Source organism: Microbulbifer regidiadema (SeqCode) (assembly GCF_052467605.1).
The window spans coordinates 1,308,785-1,328,715 of sequence record NZ_CP174316.1 but is presented as its reverse complement, the minus strand read 5'-3'; the positions used below and the strand labels follow the sequence as shown (position 1 = coordinate 1,328,715).

21 protein-coding genes and 1 riboswitch are annotated in these 19,931 nt (G+C 49.8%); of the genes, 9 read left to right on the top strand and 12 right to left on the bottom strand.

Annotation, left to right across the window (positions count from 1 at the left end; genetic code table 11):
* Positions 1–42: 42 nt before the first annotated feature.
* Positions 43–915 (bottom strand): M91 family zinc metallopeptidase, encoded by an 873-nt coding sequence (locus ACJJIF_RS06410; protein WP_444931406.1) that lies wholly within the window; start codon positions 913–915, stop codon positions 43–45.
* A 465-nt stretch (positions 916–1,380) separates the two neighbouring features.
* Here ACJJIF_RS06410 and ACJJIF_RS06405 point away from each other — a divergent pair, with 465 nt between their 5' ends.
* The 3 genes from ACJJIF_RS06405 (at position 1,381) to ACJJIF_RS06395 (ending at position 4,465) form a co-directional block, all read left to right on the top strand.
* Positions 1,381–2,049, top strand: a complete 669-nt coding sequence (locus ACJJIF_RS06405; protein ID WP_444931405.1) for a hypothetical protein — start codon at positions 1,381–1,383, stop codon at positions 2,047–2,049.
* Positions 2,050–2,327: 278 nt separating this feature from the next.
* Complete coding sequence (locus ACJJIF_RS06400; RefSeq protein WP_444931404.1) at positions 2,328–3,323, top strand: zinc-dependent alcohol dehydrogenase family protein; 996 nt, start codon at positions 2,328–2,330, stop codon at positions 3,321–3,323.
* 194 nt (positions 3,324–3,517) lie between these two features.
* The gene (locus tag ACJJIF_RS06395; RefSeq protein ID WP_444931403.1) at positions 3,518–4,465 is read left to right on the top strand and encodes a DUF5996 family protein; all 948 of its coding nucleotides are present in this window, start codon (positions 3,518–3,520) and stop codon (positions 4,463–4,465) included.
* A gap of 20 nt (positions 4,466–4,485) precedes the next feature.
* Here ACJJIF_RS06395 and ACJJIF_RS06390 read toward each other — a convergent pair whose 3' ends face one another.
* From ACJJIF_RS06390 to ACJJIF_RS06375, 4 genes are all read right to left on the bottom strand, one after another.
* Complete coding sequence (locus tag ACJJIF_RS06390; protein ID WP_444931402.1) at positions 4,486–4,965, bottom strand: low molecular weight protein-tyrosine-phosphatase; 480 nt, start codon at positions 4,963–4,965, stop codon at positions 4,486–4,488.
* A 41-nt stretch (positions 4,966–5,006) separates the two neighbouring features.
* Positions 5,007–5,735 carry a hypothetical protein gene (locus ACJJIF_RS06385; RefSeq protein WP_444931401.1) on the bottom strand — a complete coding sequence of 243 codons (729 nt, stop codon included), beginning with the start codon at positions 5,733–5,735 and terminating at the stop codon, positions 5,007–5,009.
* 24 nt (positions 5,736–5,759) lie between these two features.
* On the bottom strand, positions 5,760–6,428 hold the full coding sequence (locus tag ACJJIF_RS06380) for a class I SAM-dependent methyltransferase (RefSeq protein WP_444931400.1): 669 nt from the start codon (positions 6,426–6,428) through the stop codon (positions 5,760–5,762).
* 195 nt (positions 6,429–6,623) lie between these two features.
* The gene (locus ACJJIF_RS06375; RefSeq protein WP_444931399.1) at positions 6,624–7,535 is read right to left on the bottom strand and encodes a LysR family transcriptional regulator; all 912 of its coding nucleotides are present in this window, start codon (positions 7,533–7,535) and stop codon (positions 6,624–6,626) included.
* A 105-nt stretch (positions 7,536–7,640) separates the two neighbouring features.
* On the opposite strand from ACJJIF_RS06375, the gene ACJJIF_RS06370 reads away from it, so the two are divergent.
* Positions 7,641–7,940, top strand: coding sequence for a GFA family protein (locus tag ACJJIF_RS06370; RefSeq protein WP_444931398.1), 300 nt, complete (start codon positions 7,641–7,643; stop codon positions 7,938–7,940).
* A 49-nt stretch (positions 7,941–7,989) separates the two neighbouring features.
* Here the strand turns inward: ACJJIF_RS06370 and ACJJIF_RS06365 are convergent, their stop codons facing one another.
* The 6 genes from ACJJIF_RS06365 to ACJJIF_RS06340 all read right to left on the bottom strand — a co-directional run bounded on the left by ACJJIF_RS06365 (position 7,990) and on the right by ACJJIF_RS06340 (position 13,172).
* A complete protein-coding gene (locus ACJJIF_RS06365; RefSeq protein WP_444931397.1) occupies positions 7,990–8,433 on the bottom strand; it encodes a YtoQ family protein in 444 nt (147 codons plus the stop codon).
* 159 nt (positions 8,434–8,592) lie between these two features.
* Positions 8,593–9,054 (bottom strand): nuclear transport factor 2 family protein, encoded by a 462-nt coding sequence (locus ACJJIF_RS06360; protein WP_444931396.1) that lies wholly within the window; start codon positions 9,052–9,054, stop codon positions 8,593–8,595.
* 105 nt (positions 9,055–9,159) lie between these two features.
* Positions 9,160–10,041: a phosphotransferase gene (locus tag ACJJIF_RS06355; RefSeq protein ID WP_444931395.1), complete on the bottom strand. Its 882-nt coding sequence runs from the start codon at positions 10,039–10,041 to the stop codon at positions 9,160–9,162.
* Between the two features lie 7 nt (positions 10,042–10,048).
* Entirely contained in the window at positions 10,049–10,714 is a 666-nt protein-coding gene (pnuC, locus tag ACJJIF_RS06350; RefSeq protein ID WP_444931394.1) for a nicotinamide riboside transporter PnuC, read from the bottom strand.
* Positions 10,707–10,970: a hypothetical protein gene (locus ACJJIF_RS06345; RefSeq protein ID WP_444931393.1), complete on the bottom strand. Its 264-nt coding sequence runs from the start codon at positions 10,968–10,970 to the stop codon at positions 10,707–10,709. The genes pnuC and ACJJIF_RS06345 overlap by 8 nt, the downstream gene beginning before the upstream one ends.
* 60 nt (positions 10,971–11,030) lie before the next feature.
* Complete coding sequence (locus ACJJIF_RS06340; RefSeq protein ID WP_444931392.1) at positions 11,031–13,172, bottom strand: TonB-dependent receptor; 2,142 nt, start codon at positions 13,170–13,172, stop codon at positions 11,031–11,033.
* 55 nt (positions 13,173–13,227) lie between these two features.
* Positions 13,228–13,343: riboswitch (TPP riboswitch) on the bottom strand.
* A gap of 348 nt (positions 13,344–13,691) precedes the next feature.
* Here ACJJIF_RS06340 and ACJJIF_RS06335 point away from each other — a divergent pair.
* The gene (locus ACJJIF_RS06335; protein WP_444931391.1) at positions 13,692–14,528 is read left to right on the top strand and encodes an SDR family NAD(P)-dependent oxidoreductase; all 837 of its coding nucleotides are present in this window, start codon (positions 13,692–13,694) and stop codon (positions 14,526–14,528) included.
* Positions 14,529–14,931: 403 nt separating this feature from the next.
* On the opposite strand, the gene trmA is transcribed toward ACJJIF_RS06335, so the two are convergent.
* Positions 14,932–16,023 carry a tRNA (uridine(54)-C5)-methyltransferase TrmA gene (gene trmA / locus ACJJIF_RS06330; protein WP_444931390.1) on the bottom strand — a complete coding sequence of 364 codons (1,092 nt, stop codon included), beginning with the start codon at positions 16,021–16,023 and terminating at the stop codon, positions 14,932–14,934.
* A 53-nt stretch (positions 16,024–16,076) separates the two neighbouring features.
* Between trmA and ACJJIF_RS06325 the strand changes: the two genes are divergently transcribed.
* From ACJJIF_RS06325 to ACJJIF_RS06310, 4 genes are all read left to right on the top strand, one after another.
* Positions 16,077–16,481 carry a secondary thiamine-phosphate synthase enzyme YjbQ gene (locus ACJJIF_RS06325; protein WP_444931389.1) on the top strand — a complete coding sequence of 135 codons (405 nt, stop codon included), beginning with the start codon at positions 16,077–16,079 and terminating at the stop codon, positions 16,479–16,481.
* An 877-nt stretch (positions 16,482–17,358) separates the two neighbouring features.
* Positions 17,359–17,718: a hypothetical protein gene (locus ACJJIF_RS06320; protein ID WP_444931388.1), complete on the top strand. Its 360-nt coding sequence runs from the start codon at positions 17,359–17,361 to the stop codon at positions 17,716–17,718.
* Between the two features lie 464 nt (positions 17,719–18,182).
* Entirely contained in the window at positions 18,183–18,734 is a 552-nt protein-coding gene (locus ACJJIF_RS06315; RefSeq protein ID WP_444931387.1) for a hypothetical protein, read from the top strand.
* Positions 18,735–18,850: 116 nt separating this feature from the next.
* Positions 18,851–19,429 carry a hypothetical protein gene (locus ACJJIF_RS06310; RefSeq protein ID WP_444931386.1) on the top strand — a complete coding sequence of 193 codons (579 nt, stop codon included), beginning with the start codon at positions 18,851–18,853 and terminating at the stop codon, positions 19,427–19,429.
* Positions 19,430–19,931: the final 502 nt, after the last annotated feature.

Below are 19,931 nucleotides of genomic sequence, written 5' to 3'. Positions count from 1 at the left end.
CCGTGACACCTGCGGCTGGGCAGTTGGGCCCAGGGGGTGGGATTAGTTCAGATTTCTGATTTGGCCATACTTCATCCGCTGCGCTACGCCATGCTCTGCCCGAATCATATTCTCATTGATGGCCAGTGGGTCAGTGGGGACGTTGCCATGGTCATCGCTGAGGCCCACAGTGGCAATTTCTTCGCGCAGCTCCATAGATCCTCCCACCCAAATCCAGCCGCTGGCTCTAGTTGAAATCAGATTGTTGCGATTGGGGATCGTCATATTGTTGTAAACAATATTGAGGCCGCCATTGGCGATGCGGGCCATGGTCAGAGGGGCACCTTGCATATGGAGCGCTCTGCCGGTCGGGGCCTGGCGTTCATCAGCCAGAAAAGTCGAGTTGGCACTGCCGGATAGGTAGCGGCCGCGATTGCAGCGATCAGCGTGAACCAACTCGTGGGCGAGCGTGATATAGCTTGGGCAATTTCCCATCACTACGGTGCCGTTATTGAGTAGATTGGCAGTTTGGAGGGAGCTATTGTTCCACATAACAAGCCCACTGGAGCCACTGCTCATCACTTTGGCCATAAACCCTTTGTCTGAACTGACCAGGGGAAGGTAGCTCTTGAAGCCACTCCACACTTGATCCATCAACCACTGATCGGGGCGAAAGCCGAGGGCGTGGTGCTCGGTAATTCGGGTATCGTGGCGACTGGCGATTAATCGGCGCAGCAGGGTGGTGCTGTTCGCCCTTAAACCGGCCGCATTTAAAATACCAGCTCCCTCGGTAACCCGTAGCACATAGCGGCTGCCGGTTCTATATCTCTCCGGCGTATAGGTAAGGGCAGTACCCACGCCACCGACAAGCGTATGCAGGGCTGCTCTTACTTGGGTGATGAAAGTGTTATTGCTGGAGTCGATGCAGAGTCCCATTATTATTCTCCTGTCCTGCACGGTAATGCGAGTTTTATTGTTGGGGGAAGTCGTGATTTATTGAGCGGGTTTGCAGGTGATTTCTAGCGTTGCTCCGGGCTAAACCCTGTGAGCTAAAAAGCACGGTGGGCTTGGGCAGTGCTTGAGATGAGTGGGCTAGGGGCCACTCTTGAGGAGGTAGGGGGTCAATTGTAATTCTTTTGTCATACATCCTTGGGCTATCCAGGTGCTTAAATCAGAGGCTCCCCAGGACTCTACTCTTAATTGGTACGTTTTTCTATACGGCAATCTTCCGATAGGTATTATTTGAAAGAATTAGAATAGTGTAGGCGGGGTTGTAGAGACAGGTTGTTCCAGGCAGAGTCTTAGTGTCATATCTGGTTCGAGTTGGGGGCTTTACGGGGTGGTTATGAGTGGGAGTTGCCCCTGAGGTTTCGTAAATATTTCCCTGTAAGTATGCTCGGATTGCTGGATGATTACAGGCTTCTTATTTGTAGACATATGGATGTTCGGATAAAACACATGTTGTTAACGACAAAAGTATCCCTGGTTCTGCTTTTTCTCGCTGTGTTCATATTGATCTATGCAGTTATCTCCTATATGAAGTATCGCTGGGTGGTGTTTGAGCACCCTGTGGATGTGACGAAAAATAAGAGATATGAAGTTAAATTTTGCTCCCAATTAAATGCGCCCCATGAATTAACACTGGAAGCGGAAAGGGCACTGGATTCCAGCGAGCTTAACAGTCGCTTGGGTATCAAGCCGCTCAGGAGAGAAACCTGCACAAAATACTCTGAGGCGTTGGCGATTGAATGGGTAATCTACGAGGAGGGCGCGACGCTTGCATCGGGTAGCAGTGGGGATACAACTTCGGGTTTCTGGGGAAAAAAGGCCGGTAAACTGCTGCATATATTTACTACAAAAAAGGGTAAAAATTACACGCTTGTAGCTTCCGTGACAGCACCAGACCCTGTTTTGGCCGTTACAAATCCGGCGCTTAAGGTTGCGGTTGGTAGAGTGGAGCACAAAAGCGCTTATGTTTATTCCAGCTTGTGTATTTTTACTGCCTATCTGCTAGCGGCTATTGCCGCTGTCACCTGGCTTTTCGGTTTTATCTATAACTGGTTGACCTGAGGCTAATCGCCTGAACCGTGGCGATATCTAGAGGGGGTTAGGCATTCCTGCCTGTAGAGCCGCGCCTTGACTGAGAACTGCTCTGCAAGTTAGAGGTATTGCGGAATTACTCAGAGGCTCTCTTGATAGGACCAGATATGATCGTTTAACTGGCTTGATCTATCGGCGGGCAGGCGTAGACTGCCCTCTGTCGGATTAAAGTCAGGCCCCAGTGGTAGCGGTATATATTGTGCTGTGTGGGGCGTTATTCATAATTAACCGAAAAAGGATATGGCGATATGTTAAAGGCGGAATATCAAGAGCGTGGACCAGTGCCGCAAGAGGTTATTGAGGCGGTGTCCTTTGACACCCCTGAACTTCAAGAGGGGCAGGTGTTATTGGAAATGCTGGCAGCCCCAATTAACCCTTCAGATGTCCTTACCTTGACCGGTGAATATGGGATGTTACCGCCGCTGCCGGCGGTCGGGGGAAATGAGGGTGTGGCTAAGGTCGTGAAGCTGGGCCCCAAGGTGATGGCCCCGGAGATCGGCCAGGTGGTCCTCCTGCCAGTGGGTAGTGGTACCTGGGCCACGCATATGGTGGCCAATGCACAGGGACTGATCCCGCTGCCGAACAATGTAGACCCATTGCAACTTTCCATGTTGACGATTAACCCGCCAACCGCCTATTTATTGCTGAGCGAGTTTGTCGACCTCAAAGAGGGGGATTGGGTTATACAGAACGCTGCAAACTCGGGTGTGGGGTCTTACCTGACAACTCTAGCCAAATTGCGCGGGCTAAAAGTAGTTAATATTGTTCGCCGGGAATCTCTGCTTGAGCCGATGAAAGCCGCCGGTGCGGATGTCGTTTTGCTTGATGGTGAGCATTTGGGTAAACGGGTGGCGGAAGCGACCGGCGGTGCTGAGATTAAGCTGGGGATTGATGCGGTTGGCGGTATGGCCACTGCCCGTATGGGGGAAGCCCTATCGAATGGCGCCACTTTAGTGAATTATGGTGCGCTCAGTGGGGAACCTTGTGTGATTGCGCCAGGAATGATTATCTTCAAAGATATTACGGTGCGCGGCTTTTGGTTGGCCAAATGGTTCGGCTCGGCATCCCCCGAGCGGCAGCAAGAAGTTTTTACCACTATCACTCAGTTAGTAGCAGAAGGTAAGTTGTCCACCTCAGTGCATGGCACATACCCTCTTACTGAAATCAAAGAGGCGGTTCGAGTAGCGGCGTCGGGGGGCCGTGACGGCAAAGTAATTGTTGTCGGTGACAGCCTGGCGGTGTGATGAAGTCTTAACTGCTACCTCCTTGGAAGTGTTGCCGATATGGGCGGCACTTCCGAAGACCGTTCCGTCATTTGTCTGGAGCCCTATCCCCTAAATGCTACCCTTGCTGTCAGCCTTGATATTTACAGGTATCTTAACGAGAAACTTTTATTCCCAGCCTCTTGGGCCAATCATTGGCAGTTGGAGCACAGTTGGTGAGCAAGTCGAAGAATCGTTCTGGGAGTCAAGATTGGCCAGAACTACCCTACGCTGAATCGGTGAATACCATAGCGACCCTGCATATGTGGATGCAGGTTATTGGTAAGATTCGCCTGGTGCAAACTCCCTGGATAAATCACTCTTGGCATGTCCCTTTCAATATCACCGCCAGGGGAATAGATACGCCGCTTATCCCCCATAGTGGGCGATCCTTTTCCATAAGCTTTGATTTCTATCACCACCTACTCAAGCTTTTGAGTACAGATGGGGGAGAGTGGGTATTGCCTTTGAAGTCCCGCACGGTCTCTGATTTCTATTGGGAGGTGATGGCGGCACTCAAGCAGCTGGGCATTCCGGTTGAGATCAACACTATGCCATCCGAAGTGGCAGATGCGCTCCCCTTTGAGCGAGATCAGGATAATTACGAATACGATCCTGAATACGCGGGGCAGCTGTGGCAGGCACTGGTACAGATTCAGCGGGTTTTTACCGAGTTTCGCAGCGATTTTGTTGGCAAGTGCAGTCCAATCCAGCTTTTTTGGGGAAGCTTTGATTTGGCACTTACCCGTTTTTCCGGCCGGGAGGCGCCCCCGCACCCGGGAGGTATTCCACACTTTCCCGATTGGGTAGCCCGGGAAGCTTACTCTCACGAGGTGAGTAGTGCCGGTTTTTGGCCCGGTGGTGGCGGTGTCGATGGCGCCTGCTTCTATTCATACGCCTACCCCGAGCCCCAGGGGTTTGCCGCAGCAAAAGTTGTGCCCGCTCCCGCCTATTACTCTGAGGATTTGGGGGAGTTTTTGTTGCCTTATGAGGCTGTGAGGAGTGCAGGTTCACCAGATGAGATGTTGTTAAGCTTTTTGCAGAGTACTTATGAAGCTGCGGCAGATAAGGGAATGTGGGATAGGCCTGCTTTGGAGGCGCGTTTCCCCCCGCAGGCCCGCTAGGCGTTGCAGGGGATTTTCACTTACTGTTGGGTTTTAAGCTGTTCGATAAAGGCGTCCGATGCCTGTTCTATAAGCTTGAGAATATGCTGAAACCCATCTATGCCACCATAGTAGGGGTCGGGTACTTCAGCGATATCACTATCTTGCAATACGGATAAAAACAATCTTAGCTGGGCCTGTGATGAGGCGGGTTGCAGGGATTTCAGTGCTTGCAGATTATCTTTGTCCATGGCAAAGATATAATCATACTTTGTGAAGTCGGCACTGGTGACTTGGCGGGCGCAGCTATTTTCAAATGAGTATCCCTTCTCTTCACCAACGGCTAAGGTTCGTGAGTCTGGTCGTTTGCCCGCATGGTAGCTGATAATGCCTGCCGAATCGACGCAAACCGGGATGCCCGCCTGCTGAGCCTTGCTGCGGAATACGGCTTCGGCGAGCGGCGAGCGGCAAATATTGCCCAGGCAAACAAATAATACCGAGAGTTCTGAGTTAGCTGTCAAAATAGCTCCAAGACACTTTGGATAAATTAAAGGGGGACATTTTAATCAAAATATTGAATGTTTACACCTTGGCTGTCAGGGGCGATAGAAAGCACAGTTTTAGTCTCAATATAAAATGGCTGATTTTTATTTGAAAAGTAGTTGGGGTTAAGCTGCTTTTTTGTGAAAGAAACGGTATTTTCTGTCGTCCAGTAAGCTTGATCGGGCCCCCAGTTTTCAGGCTTTAGCTCGTATAGTAGATCCAAGGTGTTTTCAGATAGCTGGTATACTTGCAAGGCATTTTCATTAAAACCGGCATCCAGGTCTTGTTCTGCAACAAAAAGGTAACCACCGTGTGGAGACAGCAAAGGGTAGCCGGCGATAGGAAGCTCACTACCGTTGCTTAAGTCTAGCAAAATATAGGCGTGCGCCTCCCAGAACTGTTGATGTATCAGTAGTAGGTTATCAGTTATTTGATCAATAGCAGAGTAGGCTATGTGTTCTGCGGGATTGTTAGCGGGAAGAACGTCTGTGTACGTCAGCGATCTCCCGCCATTCAGAGTTATAGCCAGGTGCCCTGGTTGTATCCGCCTGATATACTTGATTTGATCACTCAGTTCACTTTCGAGTGACCGTGCACAGTCTAAAGAATTGTGAATATCTGGGCATTCGAACTTATCTTCAAATACACTGAAATGTAGACCCAGGCAGTAATTTGGAGCTGCTGCTAAAGTTGGCAAGATAACGAATATCAGCAGGTTTTTCAGCCCCAACTTAAACGAGAATTTCACCTACACTAGTGCCCTGTAAACACTTTATCCAGTAATTTTGTGCCGCGCGCTGAATAGTGCTACACATCCACGAATTTCTATTTTGTACTCCCTAAATCGACTGGCAAGGAATGTATTGAGGTCCTCTTCACAATCCTGAGTATTGGAAAATATGCCTTTCTTATTGTAGATAGCCATTAATTTCTTGGCTGCCCCACTTCTCGGCACTCCCTCGGACAGGATAGTTGACCCAAATACGGTACCCGAATCTGATAGCAGAGTTGCAACATTATCCAGCGCGACCAGCTTATCTGGCAGCTTACCGGGAAGGCAGTGGAATAGGTAATTTAAGGAAATTGAATCAAAATTTTCAGCTTCTAAGGTGATTTTATCCAGGACATTGCAGCGGAACTGGGTGGGGTTATATCGGGCCACTCTTTGCGCTGAGATATCCAGGCTGTTTTGGTTCAGGTCCATTAGGGCAAGGCGGACTTTGTTGGAGGGGAAGTGGCAATTGTCGATAAAATAGCCTGTTCCGACACCTACATCCAAGTGGTTGGAGGATATATTTCGATTGAAGTGCTCTAATATTCCAGGGGTTGGGCACTTCCAGATAAAGCGGTTTGATATACCCAGAACCCACATGTCATAAAGCCAAAGTACGGGTTTGGAATAGACAGCTTGGCCCTGCTCGACCTCTTTAGTGATTGTCACTTCAATCTCCAGTTTATGGCTGTTGTGCGGCTTTACCAAAAAAGGAGAGGGAGTGTATCCACAGTGCATTCACTCTTTCGACCCAAGTGGCAAGTCGCTTATTATTGTTCGATGGTACCACTTGGGGGAATGCTAAACAGCTGAGTGTTTCACATTGCTTGTCTGATTAGTCTAGAGTTTTTTCTTGGCATATCCTCACTCTTCAAACAGGCTAAAGTCGTACTCCTGCAAGCGCTCTTGTGCAAAGTTTAAAAATACATCAATTTTCCTGGAGTCTTTTCGTTTCACCTTATACAGGGCGCCGACAGTTTTGTCTTTGCGCTCCAGTTCCGGTAGAACCTCGACAAGTCGGCCTTTTTTAATATCCCTTTGGCAAAAGTAGGAGGGCAGCTTGGCAATGCCATTCCCGTTTAATGCCGCAGCGCGGGTATGAAATGTTTTATTGGAAATTAAATTTCCACTGAATGGGTAGAACTTCCCATCGATTGACCAGCCATCTTCCAGGCCGTCGAGGCGGGTCAGCATGATATTGTGTTGGCTGAGCTCGGCAATTGTATTTGGGTAGCCGTGTTTTTCCAGGTAGGCTGGTGCGGCGATAAAAATAGGGCGGATACTGAATAGCGGTTGTGCGTAAAACTGGCAGTCGGGCAGTGTCTCCCAGACCCGAAATGCAATATCGATATCATCTTCGATTAAATCTAGATGATAGGGGCTGAAGATAAGCTCCAGGCTAAAGTCGGGAAAGGTTTTTTGAAAGTCATTGCAAATATGGCTGAATACCTTTAAGCCCAGGGTTTCCGGAAAAGTAATTTTTAACTTTCCCCGGGTGAGCGTTGCCGCCTCTGCAACCTGGTCTTCCAGCTCGGTAAAGGAATTGATGATTTTTTGCCCTTTCTGATAGGTAATCCTACCGGCGTCAGTGACTGCGATCGCCCGGGTGGTGCGATTGAGTAATACCTGCCCCAGGGCCTGCTCAAGTTGGGCGAGGGTCTTGCTGACCGTGGGGGTGGACAGGCCCAAATGCTTGGCGGCTTTGCTTAAAGACCCGTGGTCAACGACACTGCAAAATACATTGATTAAGTGGTATTTGTCGTACTCTCTGCGCACGGATTGTTTCCTTAAAGCTAAAAGATATTTTCAATATACCCCCTTTGTTAAATTAAAGTAAATAGTAAACTCCCGCCCGTACTAATCGACCAGGGAGATAACGCTATGAATCCATTAACTTGCCACTGTGGAGCGATTCATTTCAACCGGCTTGTAGATTCCCCCCTGGCAGATGAGGCGCAAGGGGCGCACACGGATATGGCAGGCAGGCTCCATATTCGTGATCCTGAAAATTCACTGCAAAAATATCACTTTAAAGAAGGCGCTTTACAAGAGAGGGGGTTCTGCAAGCACTGCGGTGCGGAAATCTATGCGATTAATCGCGGCGGTGAGCTGCTGCACCAAGCGCAAATCGAGGAAACCTACCGACCGAACTATGCCGGGGTCCTTAATTACGGTTTTTAGTGGCAGGCACCGACCGAATAGGGGCCTGCCGGATTGTTCGACCTGTTCTTTAGGCCTGAGTGGTTAAGTATTTCAGGATGTCGACAACCTGTGCCGGTGTTTGCGCCCAGGCCTGAGCAGCACCGTCCACTTCTTTCAGTGCGTGTACCAGTGACTCATCGTGGAGAGTGATATAGGACTTGCCCAGGGCGGCACAGAAGCCGGCATCAAAGGCGGCGTTCCACTGTTTATATTTTTCGCCAAAACGAATCACCGCCAGGTCGCAATTTTCAATAAGGTGCTTGATGCGGATGGCATTGACTTTGGCGGACTTGTGATCCCGCCAGAAAGCCTTTTGCTCCTCGCCCAGGCCATCTCCGGCGGCATCGCTGGCATCATGGTGGGTAACGGCGGAAGAGAAGGCGATATCCATCCCCTCTTTTTGGCAGCCTTCGATGATTTGAGCGCGCCAATCGGAGTGGATTTCGCCAGAGAGGTAAACCTTAAGCTTCATAGAGTGGCCCTACAGAATTGGAAACTAATATGTGGTTTAGAGTCACATATTAGCACCTTGAAGCTCTGAAATCTGGCTGTCATGCGAGTGAGGAGGGGGAAATCTAGTGGCTGCTATTGAAACCCGGGCCCTATGAATAGGGCCCGGATAGGGAGTTCTTTACAGTACTTGCTGTTCAAACTCGACATTTTCTGGAGACTTGCCGGCGGGCAGTCGGGTTGAGTGCAGTTGAGTTACCAGCCACTGGCCATCGATTTTCTTAACAATGGCACTTTCCAGCCATACCGCTTCTTTGTTGCCCTCTTTGGATTCAAAGCTGGCCTTGGTCCAGTAGTTGATGGTCAGCAGGTTGTCGCTCTCTTCAAAGCTGATAATGCTGAAGTAGTTGGTTCTCTTTAATTTAGAGGGTTTCATTACCGCGATAAGGTCTTCAATGTCCCAGACCTCACCGTGCTCAAGGAGAATAAAATCATCGCTAACGCCATTTCTCATCGCCTGCTGATCCAGGTTTGAAAGTGCTGCAAAGAGCCCGTCGATGGTTTTAAATCCCTCAGGCTTTGCTGCGGCCTGTACGTTGATTGCGAGTAAGGTGAGTGCGATTGCAACAAACTTTCTGATCACCGGGGTACCTCTGTGGTTATATTAGCTTGGGCGCTATTTTAACTGAGTTCGCTGCTACTTTGCTGCTTTAGTGGCAGCCTGAGCAGGGGGATCTGCTGGGATCACTTATTTCAGGCCGTGAGCGGATACACTATCCAGTAACTGTTGGGCCTTTCTCACAATATATTCCCGCTGTTCTGAAGACCTCGCGGTTTGGTTGCTCCACTGTACCCCGTGCCAGAGAACGCAGAGGTAGCCGTAGATAAATTGCCACAGCTGTAGGCGTTGATTGTCTTTAGGTGTCACCGTGCGGTTGAGGTAGCATTCCAGTAATTGATTTTGTGCAGCCAGATCCAAGCTGTGTTCCTCTACTAGAACCGCGAGATCATAGAATCTATCGCCCATTGCCGCATATTCCCAGTCGATGGCATACAGCCTGCCCGAGGGGCGCTCAATCAAGTTACCGCCGCTCAGGTCGTTGTGGCACAGGTGATAGCCATCACTGAACTGATAGGCCCTGCCAATTAATGGCGCTAGCCTCTCTTGCAGTGTGTCGAGCAGTTGGGAAAAACTGGCTCGCCGATCGATAAATGGCCTGTAGCTGGAGATTTTTTCTCTGATATCCAGTTGAGCGTCAATGGCTGGGGCGCTGTGTATACGGCGCAATAAGTCGGCAACTCTCTCCAGGCTGCGGGGAGTATTTTTGTCCCAGGGCGTGCCCTCGACAAAGCCAGTGACCAAGTATTTGTAGAGGGGATCGCAGTAAATCAAGGGGGCGCAACTGCCGGAAACTGTGGCCGAGTGCAGAGCCTGCTGCTCAGCAGCTCTATCGAGATTGAGCTGCTCGCTGATACTCGAATTTATCCGCAGCACCATTTGCTGACCGGCGGACTCAAGCAGAAAAGCGCTATTGGTCAGCCCCCCGGTTAGGGCCCGGACCACAGTAGGGCGGGCCTTGCTCCAGCGCTGCCAATCGTTGGGAATAATGCTGCTCAGTGCCTGATTCATCAATCGGTCACTGAATGGCTGCGCTTGTTTGTGGCGCGGGAGTAGAGATCAGCGCTTTCTCTAGTTTCTCTTTCTGGTAAATGGTGAGCCACTGGAAAAAGCCAATCACAACCAGCACCAGGTACAGCATAAACAATACGGCGGTGAGGTAGAGTTCTCTGTCCAGATAGAGATAGATTGAGGCCCCGTCTACGACAATCCAGTAGAGCCAGTTCTCCAGCACCTTGCGGGTGACCATATAGGTGGTGACGACCGCCCCCAGTGTAGTGAATGAATCCAGGTAGGGGAGGGCGGCACTGGTATTGCGGTCCAGCAGGTAGCCGATTAGCAATGTCAGTACCAGAGTGGTGCCAATAACCATCCCGTGGGTTTTTGCACTCCAGCGGTGGATTTTTAAATTGTCTTGCCGGTCGCGGTGGTTTCGCCATTGCCACCAGCCGTAAACCGCCATAATCAGATAGAAAACCTGCAATGCGGATTCCATTAACAGGCTGACGTCCCAAAACAAAAACAGATAGATCGCCGTGCTGGCAAAGGCGGCATACCAGCAACTGATTTTTTCCCTCATGGCCAGGAGTAAATAGGCCAGGGCCAAAATGACTGCGGCTACCTCCCAGAGAGACATAGCGGCAAGGGAAGCGCTAATCGCACTACTGATATTCTGCTCAAACATCTACTTCCCCCGGGGCCAGATCGCCGTCGATAAATTTGTATACAAAAATGGCGCGGCCAAACTGTTGGTAGGATTTGCGCATTTCCAGCTTGAGCACGTCCATCAGCAGATCGTAATCGCCAAATACCTGAGTGCTCATGGTATTGGTGATTACCCTGAGTCCCGGGTGGCTATTTAACTGCGCGATAAATGCCTGAATGGCTGGGATGTACTCGTCTTTTAGCGGATACATACTAATTTCGACAGAGAGCTGCATAATTCCCCTCTTGGTGAGAGTTCTGGGGCAGCAAAGAGCTGCCCCAAAGTCACTGAGTGATTAGAAGGTGTAGGTGCCCGTTACTCCGGCAATTCGGGGTTCACCATACTGATAGTAGGGTTCCGGCGCATAGTAATTCTCCGGGTTATTGCCGTATTGGTTGCTGAAGTAGAACCCGCGCACATAGTAATCTTCGTCAGTCAGGTTTCTGCCCCACAGGGAAACATCCCAGTTATCTCCCCGGTAGGTCAAGCGGGCATTGACCAGCTCGTAGGCGGTGGACTTTTCGTCGTGGCTATTTGAGAAGTAGAACTCGTCTTTGCCCTCCAGCTCCAATCGCAGGATCAGGTTGGGAAGCAGATCGATTTCTGCACCGGTGAAGAACTGATAGTTAGGCGCGTGAGCGATATCGCGGCCATCCAGATCGACCGCAGCCAACACCGTTCCTGCGTAGTCATCGCGGGCATCGACATGGGAACTGCTCTCGTAGTCTTTAAATTCTGCATTCAGCCAGCCCGCTGAGGCGAAAAAGCGCAGGGCGTCGCTGGCCTGGTAGTTCAATTCTACTTCGAGACCCACTGTGCTTCCGCCGGCAGCATTGGCAAGGTAGTCACTAAATGAGTAGTCGGCAGGGTTAAAGATAGAAACCTTGGCCTGGACGTCATCTCGGTCCTGGTAGAAAGCGGCAACCTGTGCTTGCAGGCGATTATCCAGCCAGCTGCCTTTAACTCCTAACTCATAGTTGAGCATATGTTCGGTGTCGAACTCGAACATATCGCTGCTGATCTCAGTGTTACTGGCGGATTCTGAGATGATTCTGCCGTTTACGCCGCCGGCCTTATAGCCTCGGGAAACGGTAGCGTAGAGCAGAGTGTTGTCGGCGTAATGGTATTGCAGGGAGATATTGCCGCCCCACAGGTTTTCTCCATTGTCCGTTTCGATGTTGTAGGAGTCAGAGTAGTCGGCTTCCCGCCTTTCCAGTCTCAGGCCGGTGATCAAATTGATGCTTGAGATAATCTCCGTTGAGAGCTGGCCGTAGATTGCAGAATTTTCAGTATCAAAGTCGCTGCGGAAGCTCTGGTTGCGGTTCAGTTCCTCGCGCTCCTTGCGCCCATAGAGGCCCACAACCCAGTGACTGCGATCCCAGAATAGCTTGGACTCGTCGGTAGAGAGTGCGCGCAGGTCAATGCTGATATTGTCCTTATCGCGCAGGTAATTGTCGGTGGAGCTGTATTCCCAGGGGTGGAAGCCGACATAGGTCCAATCCTCATCGAAACCGTATTCAGTATCTGAATCGGCGAGACTGAGGGTGCCCTCCAGGATAACGCTCTCACTACCTGACCACTGGGCAGTCAGTGCGCCGGCAAAGGTCTCCTGGCGATCCCAGCCGGGTTGGTCCGACAGGGTTTCGCGGGTGTTATACAGGGAGAATGCATCGTAGCCGTTGTCAACGTCGATATAGAAGAGGGTAACGCCCAGCTTTACATCCTCGGAGGGGGAGTAAGCCAGCTTACCGCGCAGCACGGACTCATCAATATTGTTGGTGTTATCGCGATCGAGATACTCATTCTCCGTATAGCCATCGGACTTGCGTTTGCTGGCTGCAAGTCGATAGCCAAGGGTATCGCTTAAAGAGCCCGCAGTAGTGGCGGACAGGCTCTGTCCATTGTATTCGCTTACCTCGGCGGATACCTTGGTGGTTGATTCGCGGGTAGGTGCGCCACTGGTCATATTGATCAGACCGGCCAGAGCATTGGCGCCGTACACTGTGCCCTGTGGGCCGCGCAGGATTTCTACCTGATCGATATCCAGGGTGCTGGCTGCGAGCCCCAGGCCGGTAAAGTCGATGCCATCGATGATCAGGCCAACCGAGGGGTTTACTGGATCGATAAACTGGCTGCGTTCACCGATACCGCGAATCTGTACGAACCGTCCTCTAGAGGCGCCGGAAGAAAAGTTCACATTGGGCGCCATGTTCAAAAGTTGGTCCAGATTGGCAGCGCCCCGCGCGTCGATCGCGCTTTGATCCAGAACGGTAACACTGGAAGGCAGCTCCAAAAGGCTGGTTTCCCGCAACTGTGCCGTAACGACGACTTCTTCCAGCCCTGTGTTTGCGGTATTGGCCGTGGCGATACCGGCGAACAGGCTACTGGCGAGGCTGACAGACCAGGCAATAGGGTGGGTGGGAAACTGTTTCTTCATGGTTCTCTCTCGAATAACGGCGATGAAAGAGACCCGGAGTGCGACGTGGGGAGGTTTTGTGGTGTCTACCTATTCCTACGCCGGTATTAACCGGATCAGGTTCAAGGGTTTGTCGCGATAGACCAATTTGGTCTCCAGACATCTCAGGCAAGGCCACCCCTTAGGTTTTGCGGGCGCGATGATAGCAGAAACTAGGGAGCCTCTGAATAATTCCGTGATGCCTCTGGCATGCAGAGCGGTTCACAATCAAGGCGCGACTTCGCAGGAATGTCTAGACCTTTCAAGAAGTTGCAACGCGGAGTGTGAATCGCTCTGCAAGCCCCGAAGGGCGGGCCTTGAAGGCCACAGCTGCTGCGTTGCAGCCTTCAAGACCCGCAGAGGTATTACGGAATTATTCAGAGGCTCCCTAGGGTAGGCAAAAAATAATGCGCAAGGCGAAGTGGGTTGGCGAATTATAGTTACTGATTTTAAAAGAATATTTGGGGTAGAAACGGTAAAAGTAAGGAAGGGAAAGCGCTTATGGATCAGGCATCTTACTTTAGTGGTAAGACGGCACTGATTGCCGGTGGTGTTTCTGGAATCGGTGCAGCCTTGGCCTATCGTCTGGCAGCACTTGGGGCTCAAGTCATTATCGCGGATATCCAGCGGGACCTCGCTGCGCAGGTTGTCAGCCAAATACAGGAATTCGGTGGGAGAGTATCGTTTGCTTACCTGGATGTTCGCAACTTTGATCAATTTTTTCAGATTATTAGTGAAATATCTCCGTTAGATTTCCTTTTTAACAATGCTGGTGTAGGGGTGGGTGGATATTTTTCCGATCATAATCTTGAAGATTGGAAAGTGGCGATTGATATCAATTTGTTTGGCGTTATTCATGGGCTCCAATGTGGTTTCCAGGTCATGAAGTGCCAGGGCTTTGGCCATATTATCAATACGGCCTCGATGGCGGCTTTAGTTCCGTCGCCAGCAATGGCTGCCTACTCAGCCTCCAAGAGTGCTGTAGTGGCAATATCAAAGGCTATTCGCCCTGAAGCTGAGTCCTGTGGTGTTCGAGTGAGTGTTTTGTGCCCTGGGACAGTATCAACGCCGATTTTGCAGGGAGGTGGCGTCAATGGGCGGATGCCAACCCCCATTCCTCCTCAAGAGCAGGCAGAAATGTTCGAGCCCCTTGGGCCAATATCTGCTGATGCTTTTGCAGAAAAGGCTTTGTTTCAAATAGCAAAGAACAAAGAAATCATTGTTGTGCCAGCAAAACTTAAGTTGCTGTGGTGGTTGGAAAGATTGTTCCCTTCTTTACTGTGTCGCCTTTCCTTTAAGCAGATGGAAAAAATACTTCAGCCTTTGGGACTAAAATAATTGTATCTTTGGAAAGGCGGAGTAAATTGGGACATGGTAATTTCCTGTGACCACTGTGGTGAAGTTTGGGAGCTTACTGCTAAGGCCCTGTCGAACATTCAAAAAATTACGGGGGATTTTCCTGAGGGACGTATTACTGCAAGTTTAGTAAAAGCGCTGAGCGGTGAACTTCAAATGCCTATGCTCTACAGCAAAAAATTGGCTGTTCATATGACGGTGAGATGTGGGCACTGCTTTTACTGCCAGGAGCCCCTGGGATAGCGGAAACTTTTATAAAACACTGTCGGGGCTGTGGGGCCCTTAATTTGGATCGCAGGTTCGCTTAGTGGAGAGCGGCTCATTTACAAGCACCCGGCATGCCGAATTATCGGCATGCCGGGGTGGGGTACAGGAATAATTGAAACTATGACTTCTTCACCAACAATAACCCAGTTTCAGTATGGTCTGTATAGGGGAACTGGTCGAACAGAGCGAAGCGCTCAATACGATGGGTTTTGGTCAGCGACTCCAGGTTTTCCAATTGGGTTTCCGGGTTGCAGGAGATATATAGGATTCTCGGGAAGCGGGCGACCATCGCACAGGTGTCCTCATCTAAGCCCGCTCGGGGAGGATCAACCAGGACGGTGGAGAAATCGTAGCTATCCAGTTCTATATCCTTAAGCCGGCGAAAGGGGCGTACCTTGTCAATAGCCTGGGTGAACTCTTCACTGGATAGGCGCACAATATCCAGATTGGTGATCTGATTGTTGGCAATATTCTCCTGGGCCGAATTTACTGACACTTTGGAGATTTCAGTGGCCAGGACCTTGCGGAACTTCTCGCTGAGCGGGATGGTGAAGTTGCCATTGCCACAGTAGAGTTCCAGCAGGTCGCTATCGCTATCACCACAGGCACTCCTCGCCCACTGGATCATGGAGCGGCAGATCTCTCCGTTGGGCTGGGTAAAGCTGCCCTCTACCTGCTTGTACTGGTAGGTCTTCCCGTCGATATCCAGCTTTTCGGTAACGAAATCTCGCTCTAAAACCACTTTCTGCTTGCGCGAGCGGCCTAGAATCGGGAATCCCAGCTGTGTTTGCAGGGCTTTGGCCTCCTGCTCCCAGGCTTCATCCAGCTTCTTGTGGTAGATCAGTGTAATCAACGCATCGCCACTTAGCGTGGTGAGAAACTCGGCGGAGAACAGGCGCTTGCGTAGGACTTCGCTATTATTGACAGCAGCCAGCACCTTCGGCATCAGCTGGTTCATCAGCTCAGAGCCGACGGTAAACTCATCGATGATAAAGGGCTTTTTGTACTCACCCTGGCGGTACATGGCGTAATTGGCTACACCTCCCTCATGCCACACCTTGAACTCGGCGCGCAGTCGGTAGTGGATGGGCGGAGAGGGAAAGAGTTCCGGCTCCAAGTCAGTGAACTTGCTATAAGCCTCTCGCAGGCGCTCGGCCTTGTTTTGAAGCTGTTGTGGGTAGTCGTCAGTGTTAACGCGGTACAGTGCCATATTACAATGCGGTGTCAGTACAAAAAGCGGGCGCGAATTATATAGGAAAGTGTATGGCAATAGGTGAGATAAAAATTCCGGTTCATGGGCAGGGGCTTCACGAGTTTACCGGCAGTGTAGCTGACTGGGTCAGCGAGCAGGCCCCCGATGAGGGCTTGTGTACACTTTTTATACAGCACACCTCCGCGAGTCTATTGATCCAGGAGAATGCCGACCCCAGTGCCCGCCGCGATCTGGAGAGCTGGCTCAACCGGCTGGTACCGGAAAATGACCCCCTTTACACCCACACTCTGGAGGGGCCGGACGATATGCCAGCCCATATCAAATCCAGCCTCACCGCGACCAGCCTGTCCATCCCGGTGCAAAAAGGGCGCCTAATGCTGGGTACTTGGCAGGGGATCTATCTGTGGGAGCACCGCTATCACCACGGTAGCCGGCACGTTATCCTACATGTCTGAAGTATAGCGGGGTATTGGCCGCCTATAGCCGCTGCAATGGGATCGTTACATCTGCCTCTGGCAGCGCTGGTAGATCAATGGCCTGGCGATTCCTTCCGGCAACCTGGGTTTGTCTTGCTTTACGGTTTGGGCGCGTTTTATGCCTGTGTGGGATGCAAAGCGTCAGTGGAGCGGTGAGCTTGCGGGTGTTTAAGATTATGCCTCGCAAGGTTAGGTGCTGGATAGTTAAGTCTTGCTCTTTTTGTATCAGAGTTCAGCAGCAGATTTCCCCTATTCTTGGAAGAAGATAGCTAAATTATTGGTTCATGAAGGCCCTCCAAAAAGAGGGGCTGATTTAAGTATCAATGTCGTATAAATGGCGTATCTTTCTCAAGGTAGATAGAAGTTTGGTGCGAAAATATTCCCTTGGGAGTGCAGAGAAGTAGGTACAAAGTTCTGAGTGGCAGCTCAGCTGAAAGGCAGCTCCTTGGGTATAGTTTGGCCCTCGTTATCAAGCATTAATTTTGGGGCTGCCAGCCAAATCCTTCCTTCTTTCCCTATTAGACCCTGGTCACACTAGCCTCGAACCCCTAACAGCCCCGCAAAGGTTTGTGAGCGCCAGCTTATGGATTTTTGGTCATATTGACTGTTATTTATGTGGCCGCGAAGGAGTATAGAAAAATAACTTTCAAATCAAAGAGTTGCAGGTTGATATAAAAAGCAGGATAGTAGTCAAAGTGATCATTTTTGTATTTTGTACGATCGAGCCAGGTGGGCTTAACTTTATGATTTTAAAGTAATATTTTGGCTTTGGCGGAAAAATTGATTCTGAGATAGTAATCAGGATAATAGTAGTCATGATGACCACTATATAAATGTTACGTGGAAAGGTAAGCTGATGTCTCTCAACTTCTATAGAAAGAAATCGGGTTCCCGGCCAAACTTTGATGGGTTTTATTCATCAACGAAAGGTTTTGAGAAGTACGATCAATCATCATACTGCTATCTGATTAAGTTCTATGAAAACGGTACAGTGGAAAAAGGAGTTCCTCATGAGGGAGATTTCTACAAAGTGGGTGCAGGAACCTATTCCCAAAGTGGTTCTGAAGTGATCTGCAAGATAAGATCTGATGCCGATGGTTTCGAATCCAAATGGATCGGTCATTTGCATGATGACTTCATCCAGTTCGAAATCGAACAGCCAGATTTTGAAGATATAGTAGGGAGATACACATTTGTTCCAAGCAAAAGCACGTAACAAGGCGCTGCACCCGACTCCGGCGCTATCGCGCCTCCGCGGGTGAGCTTGGCGTTATTGTGGCGGTCGATTTTATTGGTTTTTCGTAGTAACTGAAGCTTTAGTGCCACTAAATTGCAGCCGATATTGAGCCCTTTTTACTGGTTGCTATTCAAGCAGTTTCGTTCCTAGGGTATTTGCTCAAGTGTGGTAGAGGTGGGCAGTCTGCTGCAATTTCGTGGAGTGCCAGTAAAATAGGAATTGGTTGGGGAAAGTGCGGTATTCTTTCCTCGTAAATATTGGGCAGCGGCCAGCCAAACTATGGCTGGCAAAGTGCTGGTAGTCGGTCCCGAGCGCGCCAACCATAACCAGGCTAGGCAAGCTCGCCCAACCCCTTCGGGGCTGGGCTGGACAGCCTACGCGTTGCTTCGGCTGCCCTTGCTAGCGGCGTTATGTTCTCTTTCACATTAACAAAGGAGGTCAGTGTGGCCCGTTTTGATGATATCGCTATTGCTAAAACTGTATGCGACTATTTTATAAGTAGAAGAGTTTATGGGCAGGGTATTGATACTACAAATGACGCTGGATTAGATCTGTACCAGCGCGGTGGTCGTTTATCAACAATGCTTACCCTTCAAAATAATTCAGCACATAGAACATCTGATCAAATAGCCTATTGGAAGCACATTGGTGATCGGCAACAGAAAGAGCCTGCGGGGTCAGGTCTTTGGTGTGATGGATCAGCGGGAATAATAATATCACTCCTTTCTCAACGTTCAGATTTCAAATCCAAACTGGAGGTAATAAAACAGGGCGACCCGACACTCCATGGCCACTGGTGGGTACTAGCGAATCGTCCCGATGGGGTTGTGTTGGATTTTGGTGCCGATCTACACAATGATTGTTTTGTTATCGACATATGGGGGGCAATAAGGGGTAAGCTAGCGTCAAGCGTTGTATACAATCCGCCAGCTATCCTCTACGATTGTGGAGAAGATAATTCACTAGAAATTGTCTGTACTGTAGCAGCTAAATAACATAACAAGGCGTGCCAGTCGGACAGTTTGTTCCGTGGCTTTATTTTGTGCTGGCCGCTACGCTAGCACAAACGCCACTCCACAAACTGCCGCTGCACTTGGCGTTAAGGGTACGTATGAATAACGACCTATCGATATTTTTGGATCAAGTAAAAAGTCGCAGTGTTGAAAACAGGGAGGCTTTTAAAATACTTCTTGATTCGAAATTGTATGGAGTGGCTATAGGGTTGCTTCGACAGGAGCTTGATTCACTTATTCGTATTTCATATCTATGGCAGCCTGAAACCCCGGTGGCTGTCTCTCAATCACTAATTGAGAAATCCGTAAGAGGTAAAATGTGGAAAGTGGTAAATCACAATGGTAAGGAAGTCAAAGTTACTGATAGGGATATGCTAAATTTAGCTAGCCATCTGGGAGGCTGGGAACAAACCATTTATTCTTTTGGCTGTAAATTGATACATTTATCTGATTATCACTTGTATTTAGATAAAGATCCATTTGATACATTATCGAACGCCGAAAAAGAAGAGATTATTGGCTATTTATCCGCATATCACGATTATTCTAAATCAAATATACGTTTTAATGATCTAGTAGAGTATCTGCCAAAAATTATGGTCAAATTGACTGACAATGTTGAGTTCTATATCGAAGAGTTGCCCGAAAAAATGGATGGTTGCTATGAAAACCCTTAACAAGGCCAATCACAATCGCCCGCAAAAGGCGCGGGCTGGACTCGCTAACGCTCGCCTGTGTTGGCGGCGTTATTGTGGCGGTCGGTTTTATTGATTTTCCGTGGTAACTGAAGGTTTAGTGCTACTAAATAGCATCCGGTGTTGAGCGATTTTACTGATTGCTATTCAAGCAGTTTCGCTCCTAGAGTGTTTGCTCGGGTGTTGTAAAAAGAGGCAGTCCGGTGCAATTTCGTGGAGTGCCAGTAAGATAGGAATTGGTTGGGGAAAGTGCGGTATTCTTTCCTCGTAAATATTGGGCAGCGGCCAGCCAAACTATGGCTGGCAAAGTGCTAGTAGTCGGTTCCGAGCGCGCCAGCCATAACCAGGCTAGGCAAGATCGCCCAACCCCTTCGGGGCTGGGCTGGACAGCCTACGCGTTGCTTCGGCTGCCCTTGCTAGCGGCGTTAGTGCGTCAAGCTAAGCTTGATGCTTCTTGCAGGGTGGAAGTCCCTGTCGGGTAAGG

Coding starts and splice junctions, on each gene's coding strand:
- ACJJIF_RS06410 (WP_444931406.1), bottom strand. CDS start 915: ATGGGACTCTGCATCGACTCCAGCAATAACACTTTCATCACCCAAGTA.
- ACJJIF_RS06400 (WP_444931404.1), top strand. CDS start 2,328: ATGTTAAAGGCGGAATATCAAGAGCGTGGACCAGTGCCGCAAGAGGTT.
- ACJJIF_RS06370 (WP_444931398.1), top strand. CDS start 7,641: ATGAATCCATTAACTTGCCACTGTGGAGCGATTCATTTCAACCGGCTT.
- ACJJIF_RS06365 (WP_444931397.1), bottom strand. CDS start 8,433: ATGAAGCTTAAGGTTTACCTCTCTGGCGAAATCCACTCCGATTGGCGC.
- ACJJIF_RS06355 (WP_444931395.1), bottom strand. CDS start 10,041: ATGAATCAGGCACTGAGCAGCATTATTCCCAACGATTGGCAGCGCTGG.
- pnuC (WP_444931394.1), bottom strand. CDS start 10,714: ATGTTTGAGCAGAATATCAGTAGTGCGATTAGCGCTTCCCTTGCCGCT.
- ACJJIF_RS06345 (WP_444931393.1), bottom strand. CDS start 10,970: ATGCAGCTCTCTGTCGAAATTAGTATGTATCCGCTAAAAGACGAGTAC.
- ACJJIF_RS06340 (WP_444931392.1), bottom strand. CDS start 13,172: ATGAAGAAACAGTTTCCCACCCACCCTATTGCCTGGTCTGTCAGCCTC.
- ACJJIF_RS06335 (WP_444931391.1), top strand. CDS start 13,692: ATGGATCAGGCATCTTACTTTAGTGGTAAGACGGCACTGATTGCCGGT.
- trmA (WP_444931390.1), bottom strand. CDS start 16,023: ATGGCACTGTACCGCGTTAACACTGACGACTACCCACAACAGCTTCAA.
- ACJJIF_RS06325 (WP_444931389.1), top strand. CDS start 16,077: ATGGCAATAGGTGAGATAAAAATTCCGGTTCATGGGCAGGGGCTTCAC.
- ACJJIF_RS06320 (WP_444931388.1), top strand. CDS start 17,359: ATGTCTCTCAACTTCTATAGAAAGAAATCGGGTTCCCGGCCAAACTTT.
- ACJJIF_RS06310 (WP_444931386.1), top strand. CDS start 18,851: ATGAATAACGACCTATCGATATTTTTGGATCAAGTAAAAAGTCGCAGT.